A 24,799-nucleotide genomic window follows, 5' to 3' on the forward strand; every position below is an offset into this window, starting at 1 on the left:
CACGCCACCGACAGAACCGCTTCGACGGCGCCGAGTTGTCCACAGGCCGGCCGGTTGTCCACAGTGGAGCGGTTCGCGCTTTCGCCCGAACGCCTCCGGGGCCATGGTCGACGCATGAGAACTTCACCACAGGCCCCCCAGGTCGAGGTGCACGGTCCCGCCGACCTGATCGCCGCCGTCCCGCACCTGCTCGCCTACCACCCGGCCGACTCGCTGGTCCTGCTGGTCCTCAGCGACGACCGCCCGAGCAAGGTCACCATGAGCCTCCGCGTGGACCTGCCCCCGCCCCGACATCGACGCGCACTGGCCCACCAGCTCCTGACCCCCGTCCGCGGCGAGGCGGGTTCCGTGGTCCTGGTCGTCGTGGGCGGCGGCGCCCCGACCTCGTCGTCACTGCCGCACCAGAGCCTGGTCGACTGCCTGGAGTTCACGCTGGCGGCCGCCGCCGTCCCGCTGACGAGCGCGATCTGGGCGTCCGGCACCGCCGAGGGCGACCAGTGGATCGAGTACGGCCCCGCCGGGCGCACGGGCGCGGTCCCCGACCCGGCGGTCAGCGAACTGGCCGCCGCCTGCGCCGCCGCGGGCATGGTCACGTTCGCCAGCCGAGCCGACCTCGCCGCCGTTCTCACACCGGACGCCCCGGAAGCCCTGTCCAGGCGTGAAGCCCTGCTCGACGAGGCCGCGCTGCGCGCCGAGCACGACCAGGACCGCGAACAGGCCGCGCGCCAGGGCCTGCTCCTGATCACCCGAGCCGTCACCACCTCCTCCGCGCGCACCACGCGGATGTCCGACGCCGACGTCGTCGCCCTGACCCTGGCCCTCACCGACCTCTGGGTCCGCGACGCGGCCCTGGTCTTCGCCACCGGCCCCCACGCGACAGCCGCCGAACACCTCTGGACCGAACTCACCAGAGCCACCCCGATCCCGGAACGGGCCCAGGCAGCCACCCTCCTGGCCTTCTCCGCCTACCTGCGCGGCGACGGCGCCCTGGCCTCCGTGGCCTTGGACCGAGCAGAAGAAGCCTGCCCCAGCCACCGCCTGGCCTCCCTCGTCCGCTCAGCCCTGGACCACGCCCTACCCCCAGACCAACTGGCACGAATAGCCATGACCTCAGCCCGCCCGGACTGGACCCCGGACACCCCCCAATGGCCCTGACCCCCACCCCCACCCGCCGCACCCCCGGCCGCCACCGCCTCGCCCGCGCAGCGGGCCGTAGACCACCGCTTTGGTTCGCGGTGTGGCGCGCGGTGTTCCAGCGGCGACGTCCCAGCGCCGACACCGTTCATCAGCGGCCCTGACCGGCCGCGCCACCACTTCACCTGCCCAGCGCGCCGCAGACCACCGCTGTGGTTCGTGGTGTGGCGCGCGGTGTTTCGGCGGCGACGTTCCAGCGCCGACACCGTTCACCAGCGGCCCTGACCGGCCGCGCCACCGCCTCACCCGCGCAGCGGGCCGTAGACCACCGCTGTGGTTCGCGGAGTTCCCGCTGTCGACGTGTCAGCGTCGGCATCGATCACCAGCGGCCCTGACCGACCGACCGCGCCGCACATGACTGGTCTGCTCCACGGCGTGCCACATGGTGCTCCGCAACCACACCACTGTCACCCGGCAGCCCTGACCCATCCACAGACCTGGCACACAGCGCTCCAGCGGCCACGCGCTACCCGCGCCACGGCTGTCCGGCAGCTCTGACTTATCGCCCGCGCCGCAGCCCACCGGCTAGGCGCACAGCGCTCCGGCAACCACCCGCTGCCCGCGCCACCGTTCCAGTAGCCCCGACCCATCGACCATGCCCTGCTGACGACCAGGTTCCCGCAGTCATACCCAACCGCTGACCACGCGGCTCTCACCCATGCCCTCAGCCGCCTCGGCACTGAGCCCGTCCCTTGAAACCTCGACCCACCGGCGCCTCCGGCGCCGCTCTAACCCTCGCGAGCCCGAGGCTCGCCTCCAGCGCCCTCAACCCACCCACCTACCAGCCCCCCAGCCCACCCCCCCCAGACCGGCGGTCGCACTTCCCCTGTCACCGCCGAAACGCCGCTGGGGTCGGACCCGTCCCCGGTCCGACCCCAGCGGTGTGCACAACCAGCTCTCAGAGCAGCTCCGGCCGCTCCCACTCCTCGGCGAGAACGTGCTCACCGAGGAACGCGAAGATCGTCTCGTACCAGATCCGGCTGTTGCCGGGAGTGAGGATCCAATGGTTCTCGGTCGGGTAGTACAGGAACTTGGCGTTGACGCCGTGCCGCAGCAGGTCGAAGTACAGCCGCTGGCCTTCGCCGATCGGCACCCGGTAGTCCTTGTCGCCGTGGATCACCAGCATCGGCGTCTCGATGTTCGCGACGTACAGGTGCGGCGAGTTGGCCTTCACGCGATCGGGCTGCGTGAGCGGGTCGCCCATCTCGCGGATCCAGTAGTACCCGCCGTCGGTGCTGCCGGTGAACGCGTCCAGGTGCCACAGCGAAGCGTGGGTGACGATCGCGCGGAACCTGGTGGTCTGCGTGGCGATCCAGTTGGCCATGTAGCCGCCGAACGAGCCGCCCATCGCGGCGGTGCGGCTGTCGTCGATGTCGTCGCGGCGTTCGGCGACGTCCGTGATGGCCATCAGGTCGGTGTACGGCTCCGCGCCCCAACGGCCCCAGCCCGCCTTGACGAACTCGTGGCCGTAGCCGGTGGACAGCGCCGGGTCTGGCAGCAGGACCGCGTAGCCGCGCGCGGCCATCAGCCACGGGTTCCAGCGCCAGCTCCAGTTGCTCCAGCTCATCACCGGGCCGCCGTGCACCCACAGCAGCAGCGGCGCGGGCCGGTCGACCGAGGCGTCTTCGGGGAGCACCAGCCAGGCGCGCACGGTGCGGCCGTCGGCGACGGTGGTCTCGATCTCGGTCAGGGTGCCCGGCACGGAGGAGACCGCGCCGGGGGCGGGCAGGCGCACCGGCTCCTGGTCGACGGCGGTGGCGTCGAGGCGCACCGGGGTCGGCGGGTGGTCGACGGCTCCGCCCATGGCGTACACGGTCGCGCCGTCGGGGCTGACGATGACGTCGGTGTACCCACCGCGCGCGGTGAGCCGGGTGATCGCGCCCGATGCCAGGTCCAGCCGCCACACGGGCTGGTGGCCGTGGTCGCTGCTGGTGAAGTAGACGGCGTCGCCGGTGGGGCTGACGACGGGGGAGGCGGGCTCCTCGGTGAAGTCCGGCGTGAGGTCGGTGATGTCACCGGTCGCTACGTCGATCCGCACCAGCGTGCCGTACCAGGGGCTGTCCGCCGTCGAGTCGACGACGCGGACGGCGATCACGGACGCCGAGTCCGGGGTGAAGGCCGCGCTGCCGAACGAGTGGTCGGGCTGGTCGGCCAGCACCCGGCTGGAGCTGCCGTCGGTCGCGGCCAGCCGCAGGTTGTAGCGGTCGCCGTACGAGGGGCTGACCGGGACCTGCTCCGAGAAGATGGCCCACCGGCCGTCGGGGCTGATCGCGATGATCTCCTCGATCGTGCTCCGGGCGTCGGGGGCCAGATCGGTAACGGTCTCGACGCGCCCGCTGTCGGCGCTGACCGGGCCGGTGGCGAGCGCGCGCCGGTAGGCGGGGCCGACGTCGGAGTCCCAGTACCGGATCGGGTAGCCCTCGTGCAGGATCGCGGTGACCCCGGAGTCGTCGCGGGCCTTGCGCTTGGCGGCGTCCTCCTCGCCGAACGCGGCGGTGGGGTGCGCGGACGCCGACAGCAGCAGGTGGCCCGTGTCGGCGGCGACGGCGAAGCCGTCGACACCACCCGCCGGGCGGTACACCTCCCTGGCCTCACCGGTCGGCGGCAGCAGCCACAGGGCCGTCTTGTCCTTGCCCTGCTTGTCCTTGTCGTCGGACTGGGCGTCGGGACGGCTGGACAGGAACAGGACAGACCCGTCCGGCGTGAACTCGGGACTGGACTCGCCCTTCGCCGCGCTGGTCAGCCGCCGTGGCTGCCGCGTGCCGCCGGGGTCGATCTCCCAGAGCGCGCCCTGCCACTTCTTGCCGTCCGGCGAGAGCTCGGACACGACGGCCACCAGGCGGGTGCCGTCGGGCGAGAGCGCTGGAGAGCCGACGCGGGGCAGGGCGTTGAAGGCGGCGAGATCCGCGAAGTCCGCGACCGTCGCCGAACGGGGGCTGTCTGTCATCCGGGCTCATGCCTCCTGACGGGACCGGGTGAATTCCCAGGCATCGCGCACGATTCCGGTCAGGTCGGCGCGCTCGGGCTTCCACCCGAGTTCGGTCCGGGCCCGCTCGCTGGACGCGACCAGCACGGCGGGGTCGCCCGCGCGGCGCGGCGCGATGGCGGCGGGGATGGCGTGGCCGGTGACCTCGCGGCAGGTGTCGATGACCTGCTTCACCGAGAAACCGGTGCCGTTGCCCAGGTTGTAGATCCGGTGCTCACCGGCGGTGGCGTGCTCCAACGCCAGCAGGTGGGCGTCGGCGAGGTCGGTGACGTGGATGTAGTCGCGCACGCACGTGCCGTCCTCGGTCGGCCAGTCCTCGCCGAAGATCTGGATCTGCTCGCGCTGCCCGAGCGCGACCTGGAGCACCAGCGGGATGAGGTGCGTCTCGACCGCGTGCCGCTCGCCGATGGAGCCGTGCGCGCCCGCGACGTTGAAGTACCGCAGGCTCACCGCCGCCAGGCCGTGCGCGGCGGCGTAGGAGGTGATGGCGTGGTCGATCGCCAGCTTCGACGCGCCGTAGGTGTTGGTCGGGCGGGTCGGCGCGGTCTCGGAGATCGGGACCTCCTCCGGCTCGCCGTAGGTGGCGGCGGTGGAGGAGAACACCAGTCGCGGGGTGCCGTGCTCGCGCATGGCGTCCAGCAGCCGCAGCGAGGTGACGACGTTGCCCTGCCAGTACTTGGCCGGGTCCACCATCGATTCGCCGACCAGCGACTTGGCCGCGAAGTGCAGCACCCCGTCGAAACCCTCGGCCAGCACGGTGCCGATGACGTCGTCGATGTCGCCCCGCACGAACCGGGCGCCATCGGGAACGGCGTCGGCGTGCCCCGTGGACAGGTCGTCGAGCACGACCACCTCGTGGCCCGACTCGATCAGCCGAGCCGCGTTCACGCTGCCGACGTACCCAGCACCGCCCGTCACGAGCAGCTTCACCGTTGTTCTCGCTTTCGTTCGTCAGGAGGGGGAGAGAAGTGCGGGTCAGCGGTCCTGGCCCGCGCCCGCGGAGGGCACGGCCGTGAACAGCCTCGGCTTGGGGAGGGAGCGTTCGGCGAACGCGGCGTAGACGGACTTCTCCACGGCGGAGTGCAGGTCGACCGGCACCAGCGCGATGGCGGAGCCGCCGAAGCCGCCGCCGACCATCCGCGCGCCGAGCGCACCCGCGGCCATCGCCGCGTCGACGGCGATGTCGAGTTCGAGGCACGAGACCCGGTAGTCGTCGCGCAGGCTGGCGTGCGACGCGCTCAGCAGCGGGCCGATGTCGCCCAACCTGGTGGCGCGCAGCAGGTCGACCGTTTGCAGCACCCGGTCGTTCTCGGTGACCACGTGCCGCACGAGCGGCCGCAGGTCCTCCGGGAGGCGGGTGAGCGTCTCGGTCAGCTCGGTGATCTCCACGTCGCGCAGCGCGGGCACGCCGAGGATCTCGGCCGCCCGCTCGCAGCCCGCGCGGCGCGCGCCGTAGCCGCCGTCGGTGTGCGAGTGGCTCGCGCGGGTGTCGACCACCAGCACCTCGAGGCCCTCCGCGGCGGCGTCGAAGTGCACCTGCTCGGACTTGCCGGACCGGACGTCGAGGAACAGCGCGTGCGCCTCGACGCAGCACAGCGACGCGGTCTGGTCGAGCAGCCCGGTCGGCGCGCCGACGAAGTCGTTCTCGGAGCGCTGCACCCAGCGGGCGATCTCCTGGCGGGTCGGCGAGGACGCCTCGTCGCCGTCGGGCGACCGGCCCGCCAGGCCGAGGAGCGCCAGCGCCACCGCGCATTCGAGCGCGTGCGACGAAGACAGGCCCGCGCCCGCGGGCACGTCGCCCGCGACCATCAGGTCCGCGCCGCCGGTGATGCCCTGCGACCGCAGGACCCAGGCGACGCCGGAGGGGTAGGCGGCCCAGCCCGACACGAGGCCGGGTTCCAGGTCGGCGATCGGGAACGGGTCCGCGTGCTGGACGTTGCCGTCCACCCCCAGCGTGCCGACGGCGAGCACGCCGTCCTCGCGCGGGGCCGCGGCCACGGCGATCCGGTAGGGGAGGGCGAACGGCAGCACGAAGCCGTCGTTGTAGTCGGTGTGCTCGCCGATCAGGTTCACCCGGCCGGGTGCGGACCAGATGCCCGTGGGCACCCGGTCGTACACCTGCTGGAACGCCGCGGCGGCTCGGTCCGCTGTCGTCACCGCGCCTGCACCATGACGGCGTGCGCGACGGACGGGTCGAGCGTGGCCGAACTGCCGTTGCCGCGGACCTTGATGACCTTGGCGCCCGCGAGCCCGTCGACCTCGACGGTCCCGCCGGGCACGACGCCCGCGTCCTTGAGCTCGGCCATCAGGTCGGGGTCGAGCTGGATGTGCTCGGCGATCCGCCGCACCTCGACCTTGCCGCCGCCGCGGCGGGCGACCTCGTCGATGCGGATCAGGTCGGACTCGGCCGCGGGCGCGGGCTCGCCGTCGCCCAGCTTGTCCAGACCGGGGATCGGGTTGCCGTAGGGCGAGGTCGTGGGGTTGCCGAGCAGCTTGATGAGCTTGCGCTCGACCGCCTCGCTCATCACGTGCTCCCAGCGGCAGGCCTCGCTGTGCACGTGCTCCCACTCCAGGCCGATGATGTCGACGAGGAGGCGCTCCGCCAGCCGGTGCTTGCGCATGACCGCGATGGCCAGGTTGCGGCCCTGGTCGGTCAGCTCGAGGTGCCGGTCGCCCGCCACGATGACGAGCCCGTCGCGCTCCATGCGGCCGACGGTCTGGCTCACGGTCGGACCGCTCTGCCCGAGGCGCTCGGCGATGCGAGCCCGCAGGGGCACGACGCCCTCTTCCTCGAGCTCGTAGATCGTCCGGAGATACATCTCCGTGGTGTCGATGAGGTCGTTCACGCCCGCTCCCCTTCGTATGTCGTCAATGCTAGTCGCACCCGAGGTCACCACAGGCCGCGTGTGGTGCCGAGGTCCGATGCGGGGCGGTGCAGGATGGGTCTCGTGCATCCTTTGATCAGCACCGAAGCCCTCGCCGCGGCACTGAACGGTGACCGTCCACCCGTCGTTCTCGATGTTCGCTGGCGACTCGGCGGACCACCCGGACGTCTAGACTACGAGGTCGCGCACATTCCCGGTGCGGCATACGCCGACCTGGACGAGGAACTTTCCTCGCCACCCGGTCCAGGGGGCAGGCATCCGCTCCCGGAACCGGCCGCTCTGGAGCGCGTCCTGCGCGCCGCGGGCGTCCGGGCGGGCAGGCCGGTGGTCGCCTACGACGGTGGTGACGGCTCTGTCGCCGCCCGCGTCTGGTGGCTGCTGCGCTGGGCGGGCCACGAGGAGGTCGCGGTGCTGGACGGCGGGTACGCCGCCTGGATCGCCGAGGCCAGGCCCGTCACCGCCGACGTCGCCACGCCGGAGCCGGGTGACGTCGAGGTCCGCCCCGGCGGCATGCCGGTCACCGACGCGGACGGCGCGGCCGCGCTGGCCCGCACCGGGGTCCTGCTGGACGCCAGGGCGAGCGCCCGCTACCGCGGCGAGACCGAACCCGTCGACCCCAGGCCGGGCCACGTGCCGGGAGCGCTCAACGCCCCGTCCGCCGAGCACGTGGACACCACCGGCCGCTGGCTGACCGCCGAGGCACTGGCCGACCGCTTCCGCGCACTGGGCGTGACCACCGACGCACCGATCGGCGCCTACTGCGGCTCCGGCGTCACCGCGTCCTCCGTCGTCCTTGCCCTCGAAGTGGCAGGCCTGACCAGCAAGAACACCCCGGCCACCCTGTACGCGGGCTCCTGGTCCAACTGGTCGGCCGACCCGAACCGCCCAGCGGCCACCGGCCCGGAACCAGGCTGACCCACCAGCCCGACCTGATCAGCCGCCCCAACCGCAGCACCGGCTTGTGGCCACCGCACCACCACACGGTGGCCACAAGCCCGCACCGCCTTGCTTGCCCGCCTCGGCCCGGTAAGACCCGCTCTGGTCCGCGCACCGGGCCTGTGAACGCAGCGGCGTACCCCGGAAGTTCGGGAACGCTCGCCTGCTGGGCCCACGTCGGGAATCGGCTGTTCACACCCTCCAGCGCTCAACTCGCGGCGAAGTTTCGCGAACTGAGCGCCCGGTCGTTCGGCGGTGGCCGTTCGACCGGGCGTTCCGCGAGGTGTCAGGCGTTGGGGATCTTGTTGAACGCCGCGGTGGCGAGCTTGAGGGCCAAGCCGCAGGTGTCGACCTCGTCCAGCGGGGTCACCGAGGCGAGCAGGGCCGGGGTGATCACCTCGGGGTCGTCGGTCAGCATGATCATGACCGAGCAGTCGTTGCCTTCCTTGATCTCGTACGCGGTGTTGCCCGCGACCTCGATCTCCCTGGCGGTGCCGTCGTAGTCGGAGAGGGTGACCATCAGCAGGATCACGACCAGCGGGTCCGACGTGGTCTGCACGCAGCCGGGGGTGGGGGCGGGCTTGGCGCCCAGTGCCGCGGCGACCTCCTCGGGGGAGAGGATCTCGCAGTTCGACTCGGTCTTCTTCTTCGTGGTGATCTTGATCTTGCCCGCGGGCTTGGTCTCCGTGGGCTTCGCCGAGGTGGTCGGGGCCTTGGCGGTCGTCGTCGGCTTGCCCTTGGTGGTCGTGGTGGGCTTCTCGACGCTCGCGTCCGCCGCCATGACCGCGGTGCCGTTGATCTTCTGCGCGCATCCGGCGAGGCCGAGGGACAGGGCCATGGTGAGGACGGCGGTGAGCGCGGTGACTCGGCGCATGTGCATGGGGGTCTGACCTCGTTCCGTCCGACGCGGTTCCATCCTCGATGGCGGTGTTGTGGGTTCGCGCCGTCGGAGAGGACTGTAAGGGCGGTTCGCGGTCGTTTTCGAGTGCTCGGGTCAACCTGTGATCGCGGATCTACCCGCGCCGTTGCGTTGGGTTAGGTTCTGACGCATGGGCAAGGCAGCCGCAGTCGTCTGGGACCAGTCCTTCCTCGGGTACGACCTCGGTGGGGAGCATCCGCTCAACCCGGTGCGGCTGGACCTCACGATCCGGCTCGCGACGGGGCTCGGGGTGCTCGACGGGGTTGGGCTCATCTCGCCCGAGGCGGCGTCCGACGCGGACATCGAGCGGGTGCACACGGCGTCGTACCTCAACGCGGTGCGCGAAGCGCCCTCGTCGGCCTGGGACGTCGGCCACGGGCTCGGGACCAGCGACAACCCGGTGTTCGAGCGGATGCACGAGGCGTCGGCGCTGATCGTCGGCGGGTCGCTGGAGGCGGCGCGGCGGATCGCGTCCGGCGAGTCGGACCGGGCGGTGAGCATCGCGGGCGGGCTGCACCACGCCATGCGCGACCACGCGGCGGGCTTCTGCGTGTACAACGACTGCGCGGTGGCCATCTCCTGGCTGCTCGACAACGGCTTCGACCGGATCGCGTACGTCGACGTCGACGTGCACCACGGCGACGGCGTGCAGAACGCGTTCTACGACGACCCGAGGGTCATGACGATCTCGGTGCACCAGAACCCGATGACGCTGTGGCCCGGCACGGGCTGGCCCGCCGAGCTGGGCGGCGAGGGCGCGGAGGGCACGGCGGTCAACCTGCCGCTGCCGCCCGGCACCCGCGACGGGAACTGGCTGCGGGCGTTCCACGCGGTCGTGCCGGGGCTGCTCGGGGCGTTCCGGCCGCAGATCCTGGTGACCCAGTGCGGCGTGGACAGCCACCAGGAGGACCCGCTCGCCGACCTGGCGCTGTCGGTCGACGGGCACCGGGCGATCTACCGGGCGCTGCGGGACCTGGCCGAGACGTACGCGGACGGCAAGTGGCTGGCGTTCGGCGGTGGTGGCTACGAGCTGCTGCGGGTCGTGCCGCGCTCGTGGACGCACCTGCTGGCGACGGTGCTCGACCGCGACCTGGACCCGAACGCGCCGCTGCCCGCGAGCTGGGTGTCGCACGCCTCGCGGCTCGCGCCGAACTGGTCGCTGCCGTCGTCGATGACCGACGACGCCGACCCCGGCTACACGCCGTGGAGTGGTGACGCGGACTCGCCGGTGGACCAGTCGATCCTCAACACCCGCCGCGCGGTGTTCCCGCTGCACGGCCTGGACCCCGACGACCGCCGGGACTGACGCGCCGCCCACCGCCCCTGCCGGTCGTGCGGCGGGCGTCGCGGGGTACTAGGACTTGGTATCGGGGTACCTGGACTCATCCGAAGGGCTAGAGGAACCGGTGGCGGACATGGCCGAGGTCGACCCGTACGACTTCCCGGAGCACTGGGAGGCCGACGTCGTGCTGTCCGACGGCGGCACCGTGCACCTGCGGCCGATCACGCCGGACGACGCCGACCGGCTGCTGGCGTTCCACGGCAGGCTGTCCGAGCGCACGCGGTACTTCCGCTACTTCGGCCCGTACCCGCGGATGCCCAAGCGGGACCTCGTGCACTTCAGCACGGTCGACCACCGGGACCGGGTGGCGCTGGTGGCGTCGCTCGGCGACGACATCGTCGCGGTCGGCCGGTTCGACCGGCTGGACTCGGGCGACTCGGCGGAGATCGCGTTCGTCGTGGAGGACGGCCACCAGAAGCGCGGACTGGGGTCGATCCTGCTGGAGCACCTGGCCGCGGCGGCGCGCGAGCGCGGGCTGAGCCGGTTCGTCGCCGAGGTGCTGGCGGAGAACGGCCAGATGGTGCGGGTGTTCCGCGACGCCGGGTACGTGGTCAGCCGCGAGTTCGAGGAGGGCTCGCTGCACCTGGAGTTCGCGATCGACCCGACCGAGCAGTCGGTCGAGGTGGCGCGGTCGCGGGAGCAGGCGGCGGAGGCGCGCAGCGTGCACAACCTGCTGCACCCCAGGTCCGTGGCGGTGATCGGCGCGTCCACCGACCCGACGAAGATCGGCAACGCGGTCCTGTCGAACCTGCTGTCCGCCGACTTCACCGGCCCGGTCTACCCGGTGAACGCCGAGCACCGGTCGGTCCGCGGCGTGCGGGCCTACGCCTCCGTGCTGGACATCCCGGACGACGTGGACCTCGCCGTGGTCGCGGTGCCCGCGGCGGTGGTCGACGAGGTCATGGACGCGTGCCTGGCCAAGGGCGTCAAGGCGCTGCTGGTGGTGTCGTCCGGCTTCGGCGAGACCGGCCCGGACGGGCGCAGCGCCGAGCTGCGGCTGGCCGCCGAGGCGCGGTCGCACGGGATGCGGGTGGTCGGCCCGAACGCGCTCGGCGTGCTCAACACAGACCCGAAGGTCCGGCTCAACGCCACCCTCGCGCCGCGGCTGCCCGCACGGGGCCGCACCGGGTTCTTCTGCCAGTCCGGCGCGCTGGGCACGGCGATCCTGGCGAACGCCGCCGAACGCGGACTCGGCCTGTCGACGTTCGTGTCGGCGGGCAACCGGGCGGACGTGTCCGGCAACGACCTGCTCCAGTACTGGGAGACGGATCCGGCGACCGACGTCGTGCTGCTCTACCTGGAGTCGTTCGGCAACCCGCGCAAGTTCGCCCGCCTCGCCAGGCGGCTCGGCCGGACCAAGCCCATCGTCGCGGTGAAGTCCGGCAGGCACGCCATGACGCCCGCGCTGGCCGCCACCTCGGTGAGGATGGACGAGGCGAGCGTGCAGGCGCTGTTCGAGCAGGCCGGGGTCATCCGGGTCGAGTCGCTGGCCCAGCTCTTCGACACCGCGCTGCTGCTGGCCCACCAGCCGTTGCCCGCTGGCAGGCGGGTCGCGGTGGTGGGCAACTCGACCGCGATCGGCCTGCTCGCCGCTGACACCGCCCTGGCCCAGGGCCTGGAGCTGGCGGGCGACCCGGTCGACATCGGCCCGCAGACCGGTCCCGAGGAGTTCGCCGCCGCCGTGCGCGAGGCGCTGCTGAGCGAGGACACCGACGCGCTGGTCGTGGTGTTCGTGCCGCCGCTCGCGGTACCCGGCACGGCGTACGCCCGCGCCCTGCGCGAGGTCGTGGTGGAGACCGGCAGCGCCAAGCCGATCGCGTCGACGTTCCTCGCGGTCGAGGGCGTGCCGGACGAACTGGCCGTGCCCGGACCGGGTGGCGCGCCGGGCCGCGGGTCGGTGCCGTCCTACCCGAGCCCGGAACGGGCGGTGCTCGCCCTGTCGCGCGCCACGAGGTACGCGCGGTGGCGTTCCGCGCCCCAGGGCACGTTCACCCGGCCGGACGGCATCGACACCGAGAAGGCGTCGGCGCTCGTCACGGCCCTGCTGGCCGAAGGCGCGGGCCAGGTCGACGACGGGAGCGCCGTGCGGCTGCTCGCCTGCTACGGCATCGACGTGGTGCCGTTCCGGGTCGTGGCGTCGGCGGACGAGGCCGTGGCCGCCGCCGGGGAACTCGGCTACCCGGTCGCGATGAAGGCGACCGACGACCGGCTGCGGCACCGCTACGACCTGGTCGGGGTGCGGCTCGACCTCGGTGGCGAAGAGGCGGTGCGGGCGGCCTACGGCGCGCTCACCGAGGTGGCGGGGGACTCGGGCGCGTACGTGCAGCGCATGGCGCCCAAGGGCATCTCCTGCACGGTCGGCCTCCAGGACGACCCGTCGTTCGGCACGCTGCTGTCGTTCGGGCTGTCCGGACTCGTCAGCGACCTGCTGGGGGACCGCGCGTACCGGGCCGTGCCGCTGACCGACACCGACGCCGCGGCACTGGTGCGCGCGCCGAAGGCGGCTCCGCTGCTCGCGGGGTACCGGGGCGACGTCCCGGCCGACCTGGCGGCGCTGGAGGACCTGGTGCTCCGGCTGGCCGCGCTGGCGGAGGACCTGCCGGAGGTGCGGTCGCTGGCGCTGGAACCGGTGCTCGCGTCCGCCGCGGGGGCGTTCGTCAGCAGCGCCCGGATGACCGTCGGACCTCCCCCGTCCCGGCACGACAGCGGACCCCGACGATTGCGGTCTCCGGGCGTCGGACGGTAATCAATATTTTTCACCACCGTCACCGACCAGCTTTTCGTTGATTCTTTACTGGACCGATCCCGACGCCCATTCTTGCGTTCAGCCCTGGACTCGGGACATTTATCGGCCTAGATTCCCGCCCAGCACGGCGTGCCATAGACGCCGCACGCGTTCGATTATCGGACACGTGACGCCGTGTATCCGCCGAAGTTGCCCGGTAGAGGGGAAGAATAGTGCCGGTTTTGCTGTTGCGCCTGGTCGCGGCCTGTTCTGCGCTGCTTTTCGTCGGTTCCTGTTCCTCCGGCGACGCCACCTCGGTGGCAGGCAAGGACGATTTGATCATCGGCGTCTCATTTGACCAGCCAGGACTGGGTGTACGAAGACTGGACGGATCTTTCCGGGGCATCGACGTCGACGTCGCGCGCTACATCGCGAACGAGTTGGGCGTCGCTGAGACGAAAATCTCCTGGTTGGAAGCGCAACCCGCGAATCGCGAGAAGTTGCTGACCTCCGGCCAGGTCGATCTGGTGCTCTCCACTTACTCGATCACGGAGAAGCGGAAGGAAGTCATCGACTTCGTCGGTCCGTACTTCCTGGCGGGGCAGGATCTGCTGGTCCGAATGGACGACAGCCGGATCAGCGGTCCCGAATCGCTGAACAACGACGCTGCTCTGCGGTTGTGCTCGGTTCAGGGAACGACCTCCGCGGAGTACGTGAAGACCGAGTTCGCGAAAAACGTGAAACTTGTTGAGTATCCGAAGTTCAGCGACTGCGTGACCGCCGTCCTGGCGGACAACGCGGACGCGATGACCACCGACGACGTGATCCTCGCCGGGTACGCCGCCCAGAACCCCGAGCTGCTCAGGGTGGTCGGCAAGCCGTTCAGCAAGGAGGAGTACGGCATCGGGATCCGCAAGGGTGACGCCGAGGGCAAGAAGAAGATCACCGAGGCGGTGCGGAAGATGATCGACAGCGGTGAGTGGAAGAAGGTCATCGAGCGGAACGTCGGCCCGTCAGGGTACGTGATCCCCGAGCCGCCGAAGGTCTCCTCCTGAGACGGTCCACACTCTGGTTTCACTCGTATGCGTACTGTGCGCGACGTAGGCTCACTGGTCGTGACTGCTATGCATCGCGTCCCCCCTCACCGGGCGGACGGCCCGGTTCGTGCCGGTATCCCCGAGCACGGTCGGATCCCCCGCTACTACGCCGTGAAGACCGAACTGCTGTGGCTGGTCGACGCGCTCGGGGTCGGCGCCGCGCTGCCCTCCGAGCGCGAGCTGGCCGAACGCTTCTCCGTGTCGCGGGTGACCCTCAGGCAGGCGGTCGGTGAACTGGTCCTGGAGGGCAAGTTGCAGCGTCGCCAAGGCAGCGGGACCTTCGTGGCCCCACCGAAGCTCGTGCAACCGTTGTCGCTGGTCAGCTACACCGAGGGCATGCTGCGCCAAGGCGTCCACCCCGCCCGCAACGTGATCACCTGTGAGCTGCTGCCCGCCGACGAGGTGCTGTCGGACGACCTCAGGCTCGACCTCGGCGCCCCGGTCGTGCACCTGGAACGGGTGCTGCTGGCCGACGAGGAGCGCATCGGGCTGGAGTCGACCTACCTGTCGGTCGCCCGGTTCCCCGACCTGCTCGACGTGTTCGACGCGACGACCTCGCTCTACTCCTGCCTGACCGACCGCTTCGGCGTCGTGTTCGACGAGGCCGAGGAACGCCTGGAAACGGTGCTGGCGACACCGAGGGAGGCCCTGCTCGTCGGCAACAACCCCGCGCTGCCGATGCTGCTGCTGCACCGCGTCTCCTACGACACCGCGGGTGAGCCCATCGAGCGCGTCCGGTCCCTCTACCGGGGCGACCGGTTCAGCTTCGTGGCCAGGCTGACCGCCGAGAAGTGACCCACCCCGTCCACTGAGGACGGTGGAAGGGCCGCCGTTGCCGACTCGTGGCCGACAACCGCCCGTTCGCAGGAGCTTCGCCGTCCCCGGCGGAGGTACCGTTGTGGGGTTGCAGTGGCGCGGCGTTCGCAGCGGAGCGGACGGATAGAGGTGTGCCGTGACGTTCAAAGCGGAGTTCCTCGCCGAACTCGAAGACTGCCTGCGCGGTCACGGCGTGGTTCCCGTGAGCCATCCGGCCGCGTTGGCGAGGTTCATCGAGTACGTCCGCCACCTGCCGGAGGACCACCCTCGGTTGCGCTGCCTGGCGGGCGTCGACCAAGGGTCAGGATCGTTCTGGAACAACCCGGCCGTCTGGTGGGAGAAGGTGCCCACGTTCGGGGTCGTCCACACCGATTGCGGTGCCCTGCTGGACGACCTCCTGGACGAGGCCGTGAACGACGAGATCGACGTCCTGGAGATGGAGATCCGCGAACTGCCGGGGTGACGCGGACACGGGAAAACCCGCTGCGCGTCCGGTGGTCGGTCGAACGCGCAACGGGTGTGGTCGAGAACCCGGATCAGACGGTCAGCAGCTTGTCGAAGAAGGCGCGGTACTGGCGCAGCGCCACCCGCAGCTCCTCGGTCTCCACCTGCTCGCCCTGGCTCCACTGGCCTTCGAGCGACTTCTTGTGGTCCGCGAACGTGGTGGCGAGGCTCTGCATCACCTGCGCGACCAACTGGTCGGCGTGCTGCACGGCGTCGCGCGGGCTGTCGACGAAGTCGGACTGGAGCCCGCGCCACTCGGTGCGGAACTGGTCGACCTCCTCGGAGCTGAACAGGGCGAGCGCGCCGTCGTCGGTGTCCGCCGTCGGCTTCTTCTGCGCCGGCTCGTCGTGCGCCACGACGGTCTCGTCGTGCAGGGTCTCGTCCTCGACGAGCCTCTCGTCCTCCAGGGCGGCGGGCTGCTCGTCGTACTGGTCGGTGCCGTCGTGCTTGCGGTCGGCGTCGGTCTCGACGTCGTCGTACTCGTCGGAGACCACCGAACGGTCGGTCTCGTCCACGCGGCCGGTGGCGGAGTCGTGGAACCCGTCGTCGTGCCTGCCCGCCGTGTCGTCCGCGCGGTCGACGGCCGAGTCGTGGTAGCCGTCGGCGCGGAGCTGGTCGTCCGCGCGGGTCTCATCCGTGTGGGTCGTGCGGTCGCGGTCGTGCTCGGGCAGCAGGTCTTCCGTGCTGAGGGGCCGCAGGTCCTGGCGCTCCGTCATGGCGTTCGCTCCTTCTCGTCAGGCCTTGTGGGCCCGGTCGTCGTGGGCCCGGTCGTCGGTGCTGCCGAGCAAGTCCTGGAACAAGGTGCGGTAGTGGACCATCGCGTTGCGGAGGTCCTCGGTCGTCGCGTCACCGGACTGGTCGCGCTGCGAGATCTCGTGCGCGGAGCGGTAGTGCTCCAGCGTGCGCGAGTGCTCGACGGAGAGGAGCTCCGCCTGCTTCTCGTAGCTTCCGGTGGGATAGCCGCGCTCGGACATCAGGTCGGTGACGAGGACGTCGGCCTCGGCCACGGCGCCGGCAGGCGCGTCGACGAACTGCTCCTGGATGCGCGTCCAGTGGCGGCCGTAGCTCTCCCGCGACTGCGGGCTCAGCTCGCGGAGTTCGAGTTCCGCGTGCTTCTTCTGGCGCTCGACCAGTTCACGTTCCGCGGCCGTGCGGTTCTCGTTGCCCTGCACCGCGCGGTCGTACTCGGGGCCGAACCTGTCCTGGAGCCGCTTCCGCTGGAGGTACTTGTTCAACAGGACTGCGATCACAGCCAGTACGACCAGCACGACGACGATGCCGATGATGGCGCCGGTGGACATCGCAGCCTCCTTTGGTCTGGGGGAGTGAGACGAAGGCTGGGTTCCCTTGTGCCACAGGGATAAACATCCTGTTGCGGATGGAGCAACCCGCTGACGCAAAAGGCGCATCGACGACCACTGAGGTCGTCGATGCGCCCGTCGCGCACCGTGTTCAGCCCTTCACGCAAACAACCTGCTTCAGCTTCGCCACGACCTCGACGAGGTCCGACTGGGAGGCGATGACCTTCTCCACGTCCTTGTAGGCACCGGGGATCTCATCCACCACCCCGGCGTCCTTCCGGCACTCGACCCCGGCCGTCTGCTCGGCGAGATCCTTGGCGGTGAACAACTTCTTCGCCTTGGTCCGCGACATCTTCCGCCCGGCGCCGTGCGACGCGGACAGGAACGACTCGGGATTCCCCAAGCCGCGCACGACGTAGGAGCCCGTGCCCATCGAGCCGGGGATGATCCCCAACTCGCCGAGCCCGGCCCGGATCGCGCCCTTGCGCGTCACCAGGACGTCCTCGCCGAAGTGCGTCTCCTCCGCGACGTAGTTGTGGTGGCAACTGATCGGCTCGTCGAACCGCACCCGCTCGAACTCGCCGCGCAGCACGTCGCACACCAGGCGCAGCATCACCGACCGGTTCCGCCGCGCGTAGTCCTGCGCCCAGTACAGGTCGTGCCGGTAGGCGGCCATCTCCGGCGTCCCGGCCAGGAACACCGCGAGGTCCGGATCGGGCAGCTCGGCGTTGTGCGCCAGCTTCCGCGCCACCGAGATGTGGTGCTGCGCCAGCTCGTTGCCGATGTTGCGCGACCCGGAGTGCAGCATCACCCAGACCTGCTGGTCGGTGTCCAGGCACACCTCGAGGAAGTGGTTGCCCCCGCCCAGCGTCCCGATCTGCCGCAACGCCTTCTCCGCACGGGCGTGCACAGCGGGAGTCAGGTCCTCGAAGCCGCGCCAGAACGCCTTCCAGTCGCCTGCGTCGCCGTCGCCGAACGCGGGCTCGTCGTGCTGCTGGAACCCGACGGGCACGGCGGCCTCGATCCGGTTCCGCAGGGACCGCAGGCTGTCCGGCAGGTCCGACGCCGTCAACGACGTCCGCACGGCCGTCATCCCGCACCCGATGTCGACGCCGACGGCGGCGGGCGACACGGCGTCGCGGAGCGCGATGACGGACCCCACGGTCGCCCCGCGCCCGTAGTGCACGTCCGGCATCACGGCGACGTGCTTGACCGCCCACGGCAGCGCGGAGATGTTCCGCAACTGCCGCATCGCCTGCTCCTCGACCTCCTCAGGTCGAGTCCACAAGCGAATGTCCACCCCGTCGCCGGGGATCGTGATGGGTGCCATGGACCAAGGCTAGGTGGTGATTTCCTTACCGCCTAACGACTTTGCCCTCACTCAGCGGCTCACGGCCTTCCGGTACTGCCGGATCGCCAGCGGGATGAACACGGCCAGGATCACCAGGCTCCACAGCACCGACGCCAGCACGGGGTGCCGCAACGGCCACACGTCCGGCGCCGGGAAACCGGGACTGGTGTTGCCGAACAGCTCCCGAGCGGCCTGCGTGACGGCCGAGATCGGGTTCCACTCGGCGAAGGCCTTCAACGGCCCCGGCAGGTTCGTGGTCCCCACGAACGTGTTGGCGATGAACGTCAACGGGAAGATCACGATGAACGAGGCGTTGTTCACGACCTCCGGCGACCGCACGGCGAGCCCCACCACGGCCATCCCCCACGAGATCGCGTAGGCGAACAGCAGCATCACCCCGAAGCCCGCCAACGCCTCCAGGAACGACGAGTGGATCCGCCACCCGACGATCAGGCCCGTCACCGACATCACCACGATGACGATCACGTTGTTGAGCAGGTCGCTGGTGGTCCTGCCGATCAGCACGGCGGACCGGGCCATCGGCAGCGACCGGAACCGGTCGATGATCCCCTTCTGCATGTCCTCGGCCAGCCCGGTGCCGGTGATGGTCGCCCCGAACACCACGGTCTGGGCGAAGATCCCGGCCATCAGGAACTCCCGGTAGTTCATGCCGGGGATCTCGATGGCGCTGCCGAACACGTACGCGAACAGCAGCACGAACATGATCGGCGACAGGGTCGCGAACACGATGAGGTCCGGCACCCGCTTCACCTTGATCAGGTTCCGCTTGGCGACGACCGCCCCGTCCGCCAACGCCTCGACGAACCCGTTCACGCCCCACGCTCCTCTTCGCTCTTCTCGTCCTCGGCCGAGTGGCCGGTCAACGTCAGGAACACGTCGTCCAACGTCGGCCGTCGCAGGCCGATGTCCAGCACCTTGACCGCGTCGGCGTCGAGCAGCCGCACGGCCTCCACGAGCAGGTCCGCCCCACCCGACACGGGCACCACCACGTGGTGGCTCCGCTCGTCCACGGAGATCTCCGCGATGGCGAGCGGGCCGAGCGCGGCTCGGGTCGCCGCCACGTCGCGGGCCGAGGCCACGGTCAGCTCCAGCCGCTCCCCGCCGACCTGGGCCTTGAGCTGGTCCGACGTGCCCTCGGCGATCACCCGGCCGTGGTCGATCACGGCGATCTGGTCGGCCAGCCGGTCGGCCTCCTCCAGGTACTGGGTGGTCAGCAGCACCGTCGTGCCGCCCGCGACCAGTTCCTCGATCACGTCCCACATGCCCAGCCTGCTGCGCGGGTCCAGCCCGGTCGTCGGCTCGTCCAGGAACAGCACCACGGGTTTGGCCACCAGCGCCGCGGCGAGGTCCAGGCGCCGCCGCATCCCGCCGGAGTACCCCTTCACCTGCCGGTCCGCGGCGTCGACGAGGTCGAAGCGCTCCAGCAGTTCCCGCGCCCGGTCCCGGCTCGGCTGGCGCCCCAGGTGGTACAGCCGCCCCACCATGTCCAGGTTCTCGAACCCCGTCAGCGTCTCGTCGACGGCCGCGTACTGACCGGACAGCCCGATCCGCTTCCGCAGCTCCCGCGCGTCCTTCACGACGTCGAGCCCCGCCACGGCGGCGCGGCCCGAGTCGAACTCCAACAGCGTGGTCAACACCCGCACCGCTGTCGTCTTGCCCGCGCCGTTGGGACCGAGCAACCCCATGATGCTGCCCTCGGGCACCACCAGGTCGAGCCCGTCCAGTGCGACGACGGACCCGTACTTCTTGACCAGCCCTTCGGCCACGATCGCGTCTGCCATGCGCACATGATGCGTCGGAGCACCGACAATTTCGCCCGGTTTGTTCCCACGACACCCTGACCAGGTGATGAACGGCCGTAGCCGTCGAACCGGCACGGGACCGGTTCGACGGCTACGGGGTGGGATCGGGGCAGGTCAGCTCATGCTGCGGTACCGGCGGACGGACAGCGGCCAGAACACCGCGATGATCGCCAACGGCCACACCACGGCCATCACCATCGGGTGCGTGGACACCCACGAGTCACCCGGCCAGCCGGGGTTCCCGAACAGCTCCCGGATCGCGCCGACCGTGGCCGACAGCGGGTTCCACTCGGAGATGGTCCCCAGCCACTCGGGCATCATCTGCGGCGACACGAACGTGTCCGAGAACATCGTCAGCGGCAGCAGCACCGTCCACACGACCGAGGTGTTCTCCGGCTTGATGATCAGCCCGAGGAAGATCCCCAGCCAGATCATCGCGACCCGCAGCAGCATCAGCAGCCCGAACGCGATGAGCACGTTGCCGAACCCGAGGTGCCAGGTCCAGCCGACCGCGACGCCGCACAGCATCAGCACCACGATGTCGAGCGTCGAGTTCAGCAGGTCCGCGATGCTGCGACCCGCCAGGTACCCCGCTCGGGACATCGGCATGGTCCGGAACCTGTTGTTGACGCCCCGGTTCGTGTCCTCGGCGATGGCCACCAGCGTGACGCCGACGCCGAGCACGATGCTCTGCCCGAACAGGCCGGGCATCAGGAACTCCCGGTAGTTCCAGCCGCCGACGACCATGACCGCGTTGCCGAACACGTAGCCGAAGATCAGGATCGAGACGACCGGGTACATGACGCTGCTGAAGAGCCGGACGGGTTGCCGGATCCAGTGGATGAGGTCGCGGGACGCGACGTTCCACGAGTCGCTGATGAGCCACCGGAGCCGTTGGAGGACGCTGCGCGGCGCCCTCGGCATCGGCGCCGGGGTGATGGGGGGCAGGGTCAGGCTCACGATGCTTCCTCCCCTTCGAGGTCCTGGCCGGTCAGCAGGAGGAACACCTCGTCGAGGGTCGCCCTGCGCAGCGTGACGTCCTCCGCGTCGATCCCCGCGGCGTGCAGGGCTCGGGTGACGTCGGTGAGCGCGTGCTGCCGGTTGGTGACGGCCGCGCTGACCCGGTTCTCGGCGGGGGTGGTCTGGAGCCTGCCGCCAGCGGTCCGCGCCATCACGCCCGCCGCGGCCGGGATCTCGGCGATGTTGCGGACGGTGACGTCGATCCAGTCGCCGCCGGTGCGGGCCTTCAGCTCGTCCGGCGTGCCGCTGGCGATCTCGCGACCGCCGTCCATCAGCACGATCTGGTCGGCGAGCTGGTCCGCCTCGTCCAGGAGTTGGGTCGTGAGCAGCACGGTCGTGCCGCCCAGTGCCAGCGCGCGGACGGCCGACCACATCTCGATGCGGTTGCGGGGGTCCAGGCCCGCTGTCGGTTCGTCGAGGAACATGACGCTGGGCGCCGTGATGAAACTCGACGCGAGGTCCAGTCGGCGGCGCATACCGCCGGAGTAGTGCTTGACCTGCTTGCTGCCAGCGGCCGTGAGGCCGAACTGCTCCAGCAGCTCGTCCGCGCGACGCCGCGCGTTGGCCGCGCTCAGGTGGTAGAGCCTGCCCCAGAGCGCGAGGTTCTCGCGTCCGGTGAGGATGTCGTCGACGGTGGACTGCTGCCCGATCATGCCGATGTGGTTGCGGACCTCCGCTGCTTGTCGTGCGACGTCGAATCCGTTGACCGTGGCGCGGCCCCCGTCGGGTCGCATGAGGGTGGACAGGATGCGGAGCACCGTCGTCTTCCCTGCGCCGTTCGGGCCGAGCAGCCCGCACACCGTTCCCGCTGGGACCGACAGGTCGAATCCGTCCAGTGCGTAGTACCCGCCGAACCGCTTGCGGAGGCCTTCAGCGAAGAGAACAGGTGAGCTCACGACAACCTCCTAAACTGTGTATGTCGTACACCCTGTGTACTGTATAGACAGTTCGGTGCCCCTGTGTCAAGGTGGAAGGAGTCGAGGTGGTCCTGGAAGCGGGTGATCCCGAGCGCAGCGTCGAGCTGCTCTGGGGCGACAAGCCCCTGCCCGGTCGCGGGCCCAAACCCGCGCTGACCTTGGACGGCGTCGTCGCCGCGGCCGTCGAGGTCGCCGACGAGGAGGGGTTGTCCGCGCTGTCCATGCGGCGGGTCGCGGAGAAGGTCGGCTTCACCACCATGTCGCTGTACCGGTACGTGCCCGGCAAGGCCGAGCTGCTGGACCTCATGCAGGACGCCGTCGCGGCCGAGATCGTCCTGCCCGACCGCGGCCTCGACTGGCGCGAGGGACTCACGTTCTCCGCCCGGCAGGACTGGGAGCTCTACCAGCGGCACCCGTGGATGGTGCAGGTCACGTCCACGCGGAGCGTGCCGGGGCCGCACTACATGGCCGAGTTGGAGGCCCGGCTGCGGGTGCTGGAGCGCACCGGCCTCAGCGGCCGCGAGACCATGGCCGTCGCCAACCTCGTCTCCCAGTACGTCGAGGGCGCCGCCCGCCGCGCCGCGGAGGCGCAGCAGGCGGAGCGCACCACCGGCGTGAGCATGGAGGAGTGGTGGAGCTCGCGGGTCTCGCTGTGGGGCCACCTGACGGAGGACCGCTACCCGACGCTGGCCCGCGTGTGGATGGCGGGCGGGTACGACGGGATGGTGGACGACTTCGAGTTCGGGCTGCGGCGGGTGCTGGACGGCATCGCGGTGCTCGTCCAGGGGCGTGATGAAACCCCGGATCGTGATGAAACTGCGGCGGGTTGCGTCACGTGCGGTCGGCCGGTCGAGAAGCCGGCCACCGGACGGCCGAAGGAGTACTGCTCACGGGCGTGCCAGCAGAAGGCGTACCGGGCTCGGCAGGCGTCAGGACAGTAGGGCTTGGCGCAGTTCGGCCCTGCGCAGCAGGTCCAGCACGTGCAGGTCGTCGATCACCTTGGCCGCGCCGGGGCTCAGCGCCAGGCGCAGGAGCGACTGGCACACGTCGGCGAAGGGCTGTTCGCGCACGGTGATGACCGCTTCGCGCATGGCGCCTGGATCGTGCTCGAACGCTTCGGACCACTGCTTCAGGCACATCAGCACCACGCGGTGAGCCTGCTGGCGCCCCCTGGTCAGGGTGGGGCGGTTGAGGGCGCACACCTCGATCGTCGCGCTGCCCTTCGGGGTCAGACCGCGGTATTCGCCGAGCGTGGGTGTGAGCAGCAGGTGGTCGAACGGGTCCTCGGTCGTGGGGTCGATCAGGAGCGGACTTCCGTCGAGGTCGAGGGGGAACCGCGACCCCTTGTTGTGGCTGTTGCACGTCGAGCAGGCCAGGAGGTGGTTGAGCCAGTCGAACGTGCGCAGCGGATTGCGGGCCAGGGGCTCGAAGTGGTCGATGTCCGCCCCCTGGCTGTCACCGCAGTACATGCAGCACTCGATGCCGGGAGCCATGCCCGCGAGCACTTGCCGCAGGGACGCGTGGACGTTCTGCCGTACCGAGGTGCGCTTCCACACGAGTCGAGCCGTCTCAGCTCTTCTCGCGGCGGCGGCGATCTCGGCTGTGAGCGGTGGAAGTCGATCGGCCAGTTCTTGATTCAACGAGGGGCGGACGATCCGGATCACGTCTCGGTTCGCCCCAGCCGGGCTTCCACCTCACGGGCACGTGCGCTCGGGGAACTGGTGAGGGTTTCCTTCAGTTCGTCGTAGCGACGGGTCTGCTCCTCGGTGGCGGTGCCCGAGATGACCGCGACTTCGAGGTCCACCAGTTCCGAGCGGAGTTTGACGGCCTGGTCCGAGTAGGGCGTTTCCAGGCCGAACAGTTCGGAGAGCACAGCGTCGTCGCCGCTGCCGTAGACGACTCGCTCGTACAGGTCGTCGTCCACCACCTGCGGTGCGGAGTTCTCCTGGGGGCCGGGGAGGCGGATCAGGCCGCCGGGGTCCGCGGCCTGGCAGACGTACGGGCTGTGGGTGGTGACGATGAACTGGATGTTCGGGAAGTGCGCCTTCAACCAGCCACCGATGGCCTTCTGCCACGAGACGTGGAGGTGGGCGTCGACCTCGTCGATGATGACCACGCCGGGGGCGGTGACGCTCGTGCCGTTCGTGGTGAGTTCGCCGTAGCACTCGTGGAGTTGCTTCACCAGGTCGACGACGAGCGCGACCACCGAGCGGTAGCCGTCGCTCATCTCCCTGAGCGGGAAGTGGTGTTCGCCGCCGAAGACCCAGAGCCCGTCCGAATCGACACGGTCGATCCGGTAGTGGTCCGGCAGGAGGCCATCGCCGAGCAGGTTCAAGGCGGCTCGTTTGAGCAGTGCCGCGTCGGCGTGCCCTTCAAGCTCGCGGAGGTGCTGCCTGATGAGCCAGGTGACACCTTCGGCCAGAGAGGCGTCTTCGTGGAACAGGCTGGTCAGCCTCGCCAGGACGCCTGGCTTGCCCATGAGGCGTTGAACGTCGTTCGAGCCGCCGGCAAGACGTCGAAACGGGCCGTACGCCGCGCAGAACCATCCGCGTGGTTTGAGCAACCAGGGACCGTTGTACGGCCCGCCCTTCTGCAAGTCGACCAGGAGCGAGCCCGCCCCCCAGTGGAGCTCGGCAACGCGTGGAGGGCCGAGGGGGTCCGCGAGGTGATCCACCGGCTGGGCTCCCGCGATGGCGACCGATGCCGATCCTCGGTCGCTTCCGATCGAAACCCAGTTGTCGAAATCGGGCATCAGGGTGCGCGCCAGTCCCGGCCCGGCTATCGCCAGGGCGATGGCGCGCAAGAGAGTGGTCTTGCCGGACCCGTTGCGGCCTGCGATGACGGTCCAGCCGGGTGCGGTGAGGTCGAGGTCGACTTCGCGGGCGCCGTGGAACCCCTTGATGTTCCGCAGCGTGACCTGCGAGATGTACATGACCTCTCCGGGTACGTCGACGAGTCGGTTCCCGGTGACTCTAGTGGCGGC

22 protein-coding genes are annotated in these 24,799 nt (G+C 70.4%); 8 read left to right on the forward strand and 14 right to left on the reverse strand.

Features of this window, described 5'->3' with window-relative positions:
- Positions 1-114: 114 nt before the first annotated feature.
- A complete protein-coding gene (locus NZH93_RS07045; RefSeq protein ID WP_259622089.1) occupies positions 115-1,155 on the forward strand; it encodes a DUF4192 domain-containing protein in 1,041 nt (346 codons plus the stop codon).
- Between the two features lie 937 nt (positions 1,156-2,092).
- On the opposite strand, the gene NZH93_RS07050 is transcribed toward NZH93_RS07045, so the two are convergent.
- The 4 genes from NZH93_RS07050 to NZH93_RS07065 are packed head-to-tail and all read right to left on the reverse strand — an operon-like array spanning position 2,093 to position 7,026.
- On the reverse strand, positions 2,093-4,141 hold the full coding sequence (locus NZH93_RS07050; RefSeq protein ID WP_259622090.1) for a S9 family peptidase: 2,049 nt from the start codon (positions 4,139-4,141) through the stop codon (positions 2,093-2,095).
- Positions 4,142-4,147: 6 nt separating this feature from the next.
- On the reverse strand, positions 4,148-5,110 hold the full coding sequence (gene galE, locus NZH93_RS07055) for a UDP-glucose 4-epimerase GalE (RefSeq protein WP_259622091.1): 963 nt from the start codon (positions 5,108-5,110) through the stop codon (positions 4,148-4,150).
- Positions 5,111-5,155: 45 nt separating this feature from the next.
- A complete protein-coding gene (gene galK, locus NZH93_RS07060) occupies positions 5,156-6,337 on the reverse strand; it encodes a galactokinase (protein WP_259622092.1) in 1,182 nt (393 codons plus the stop codon).
- A complete protein-coding gene (locus NZH93_RS07065; protein WP_259622093.1) occupies positions 6,334-7,026 on the reverse strand; it encodes an iron-dependent transcriptional repressor DtxR in 693 nt (230 codons plus the stop codon). The genes galK and NZH93_RS07065 overlap by 4 nt, the downstream gene beginning before the upstream one ends.
- Before the next feature lie 102 nt (positions 7,027-7,128).
- Between NZH93_RS07065 and NZH93_RS07070 the strand changes: the two genes are divergently transcribed.
- The gene (locus tag NZH93_RS07070; protein ID WP_259622094.1) at positions 7,129-7,980 is read left to right on the forward strand and encodes a sulfurtransferase; all 852 of its coding nucleotides are present in this window, start codon (positions 7,129-7,131) and stop codon (positions 7,978-7,980) included.
- A 307-nt stretch (positions 7,981-8,287) separates the two neighbouring features.
- Here NZH93_RS07070 and NZH93_RS07075 read toward each other — a convergent pair whose 3' ends face one another.
- A complete protein-coding gene (locus NZH93_RS07075; protein WP_259622095.1) occupies positions 8,288-8,881 on the reverse strand; it encodes a DUF3558 family protein in 594 nt (197 codons plus the stop codon).
- A 169-nt stretch (positions 8,882-9,050) separates the two neighbouring features.
- Between NZH93_RS07075 and NZH93_RS07080 the strand changes: the two genes are divergently transcribed.
- The 5 genes from NZH93_RS07080 (at position 9,051) to NZH93_RS07100 (ending at position 15,363) form a co-directional block, all read left to right on the forward strand.
- On the forward strand, positions 9,051-10,226 hold the full coding sequence (locus tag NZH93_RS07080) for an acetoin utilization protein AcuC (protein WP_259622096.1): 1,176 nt from the start codon (positions 9,051-9,053) through the stop codon (positions 10,224-10,226).
- 109 nt (positions 10,227-10,335) lie between these two features.
- The gene (locus tag NZH93_RS07085; RefSeq protein WP_259622182.1) at positions 10,336-13,008 is read left to right on the forward strand and encodes a bifunctional acetate--CoA ligase family protein/GNAT family N-acetyltransferase; all 2,673 of its coding nucleotides are present in this window, start codon (positions 10,336-10,338) and stop codon (positions 13,006-13,008) included.
- Between the two features lie 212 nt (positions 13,009-13,220).
- Positions 13,221-14,042, forward strand: a complete 822-nt coding sequence (locus NZH93_RS07090; protein WP_259622097.1) for a glutamate ABC transporter substrate-binding protein — start codon at positions 13,221-13,223, stop codon at positions 14,040-14,042.
- Between the two features lie 69 nt (positions 14,043-14,111).
- A complete protein-coding gene (locus NZH93_RS07095; protein WP_259622183.1) occupies positions 14,112-14,879 on the forward strand; it encodes a GntR family transcriptional regulator in 768 nt (255 codons plus the stop codon).
- Between the two features lie 157 nt (positions 14,880-15,036).
- Positions 15,037-15,363, forward strand: a complete 327-nt coding sequence (locus NZH93_RS07100) for a hypothetical protein (RefSeq protein WP_259622098.1) — start codon at positions 15,037-15,039, stop codon at positions 15,361-15,363.
- A 73-nt stretch (positions 15,364-15,436) separates the two neighbouring features.
- Here the strand turns inward: NZH93_RS07100 and NZH93_RS07105 are convergent, their stop codons facing one another.
- From NZH93_RS07105 to NZH93_RS07135, 7 genes are all read right to left on the reverse strand, one after another.
- Positions 15,437-16,120, reverse strand: a complete 684-nt coding sequence (locus tag NZH93_RS07105) for a hypothetical protein (RefSeq protein ID WP_259622099.1) — start codon at positions 16,118-16,120, stop codon at positions 15,437-15,439.
- Between the two features lie 18 nt (positions 16,121-16,138).
- Positions 16,139-16,705, reverse strand: coding sequence for a hypothetical protein (locus NZH93_RS07110; protein WP_259622100.1), 567 nt, complete (start codon positions 16,703-16,705; stop codon positions 16,139-16,141).
- A 151-nt stretch (positions 16,706-16,856) separates the two neighbouring features.
- Complete coding sequence (locus NZH93_RS07115; RefSeq protein WP_259622101.1) at positions 16,857-18,035, reverse strand: RtcB family protein; 1,179 nt, start codon at positions 18,033-18,035, stop codon at positions 16,857-16,859.
- A 51-nt stretch (positions 18,036-18,086) separates the two neighbouring features.
- Positions 18,087-18,890 (reverse strand): ABC transporter permease, encoded by an 804-nt coding sequence (locus NZH93_RS07120; RefSeq protein WP_259622102.1) that lies wholly within the window; start codon positions 18,888-18,890, stop codon positions 18,087-18,089.
- Entirely contained in the window at positions 18,887-19,858 is a 972-nt protein-coding gene (locus NZH93_RS07125) for an ATP-binding cassette domain-containing protein (protein ID WP_276022798.1), read from the reverse strand. Before NZH93_RS07125 ends, NZH93_RS07120 begins: the two co-directional genes overlap by 4 nt.
- Positions 19,859-19,993: 135 nt before the next feature.
- A complete protein-coding gene (locus NZH93_RS07130) occupies positions 19,994-20,839 on the reverse strand; it encodes an ABC transporter permease (protein WP_259622104.1) in 846 nt (281 codons plus the stop codon).
- Positions 20,836-21,795, reverse strand: coding sequence for an ATP-binding cassette domain-containing protein (locus NZH93_RS07135; RefSeq protein ID WP_259622105.1), 960 nt, complete (start codon positions 21,793-21,795; stop codon positions 20,836-20,838). Before NZH93_RS07135 ends, NZH93_RS07130 begins: the two co-directional genes overlap by 4 nt.
- A gap of 86 nt (positions 21,796-21,881) precedes the next feature.
- On the opposite strand from NZH93_RS07135, the gene NZH93_RS07140 reads away from it, so the two are divergent.
- Positions 21,882-22,757 (forward strand): TetR/AcrR family transcriptional regulator, encoded by an 876-nt coding sequence (locus tag NZH93_RS07140; protein WP_259622106.1) that lies wholly within the window; start codon positions 21,882-21,884, stop codon positions 22,755-22,757.
- On the opposite strand, the gene NZH93_RS07145 is transcribed toward NZH93_RS07140, so the two are convergent.
- A complete protein-coding gene (locus NZH93_RS07145) occupies positions 22,746-23,480 on the reverse strand; it encodes an HNH endonuclease (RefSeq protein ID WP_259622107.1) in 735 nt (244 codons plus the stop codon). The genes NZH93_RS07140 and NZH93_RS07145 overlap by 12 nt on opposite strands.
- Entirely contained in the window at positions 23,477-24,748 is a 1,272-nt protein-coding gene (locus NZH93_RS07150; RefSeq protein ID WP_259622108.1) for an AAA family ATPase, read from the reverse strand. The genes NZH93_RS07145 and NZH93_RS07150 overlap by 4 nt, the downstream gene beginning before the upstream one ends.
- Positions 24,749-24,799 lie beyond the last annotated feature (51 nt).

Source organism: Umezawaea endophytica (genome assembly GCF_025061645.1).
GTDB lineage: Bacteria > Actinomycetota > Actinomycetes > Mycobacteriales > Pseudonocardiaceae > Umezawaea > Umezawaea endophytica.

Coding starts and splice junctions, on each gene's coding strand:
- NZH93_RS07075 (WP_259622095.1), bottom strand. CDS start 8,881: ATGCACATGCGCCGAGTCACCGCGCTCACCGCCGTCCTCACCATGGCC.
- NZH93_RS07080 (WP_259622096.1), top strand. CDS start 9,051: ATGGGCAAGGCAGCCGCAGTCGTCTGGGACCAGTCCTTCCTCGGGTAC.
- NZH93_RS07105 (WP_259622099.1), bottom strand. CDS start 16,120: ATGACGGAGCGCCAGGACCTGCGGCCCCTCAGCACGGAAGACCTGCTG.
- NZH93_RS07110 (WP_259622100.1), bottom strand. CDS start 16,705: ATGTCCACCGGCGCCATCATCGGCATCGTCGTCGTGCTGGTCGTACTG.
- NZH93_RS07115 (WP_259622101.1), bottom strand. CDS start 18,035: ATGGCACCCATCACGATCCCCGGCGACGGGGTGGACATTCGCTTGTGG.
- NZH93_RS07095 (WP_259622183.1), top strand. CDS start 14,112: ATGCATCGCGTCCCCCCTCACCGGGCGGACGGCCCGGTTCGTGCCGGT.
- NZH93_RS07085 (WP_259622182.1), top strand. CDS start 10,336: ATGGCCGAGGTCGACCCGTACGACTTCCCGGAGCACTGGGAGGCCGAC.
- NZH93_RS07050 (WP_259622090.1), bottom strand. CDS start 4,141: ATGACAGACAGCCCCCGTTCGGCGACGGTCGCGGACTTCGCGGATCTC.
- NZH93_RS07125 (WP_276022798.1), bottom strand. CDS start 19,858: ATGGCAGACGCGATCGTGGCCGAAGGGCTGGTCAAGAAGTACGGGTCC.
- NZH93_RS07150 (WP_259622108.1), bottom strand. CDS start 24,748: ATGTACATCTCGCAGGTCACGCTGCGGAACATCAAGGGGTTCCACGGC.
- NZH93_RS07045 (WP_259622089.1), top strand. CDS start 115: ATGAGAACTTCACCACAGGCCCCCCAGGTCGAGGTGCACGGTCCCGCC.